The 281-nt window shown below is 54.8% G+C and carries 1 tRNA gene; it reads right to left on the minus strand.

From position 1 onward, the window contains the following. Positions 1-204: 204 nt before the first annotated feature. Positions 205-280: transfer RNA gene (locus AC0L16_RS33685), tRNA-Ala, on the minus strand. Position 281 lies beyond the last annotated feature (1 nt).

Consider the following 281-nt stretch of genomic DNA (forward strand, 5'->3'; position numbering starts at 1 on the left):
TCTTCTCTTTACGATGTCATACAGAACAGGCGGAGAGCCAAGAAGCTCGCCGCAAATCTTTTTAACGAATGACTTTTTTCTCAAGCCCGCTCCACATCCACTCGACACCCTTTCTTCCGGAGAAGAAGCGACAATCCTGCGGATTGCGCAACGACAATCCTTGCGGATTGCGCGGAGTGGTCGACAATCCTTCGGATTGCGAAGTGGTGGAGCCGGACGGGATCGAACCGACGACATCCTGCTTGCAAAGCAGGCGCTCTCCCAGCTGAGCTACGGCCCCT

The organism is Mesorhizobium sp. WSM4848 (assembly GCF_055811375.1).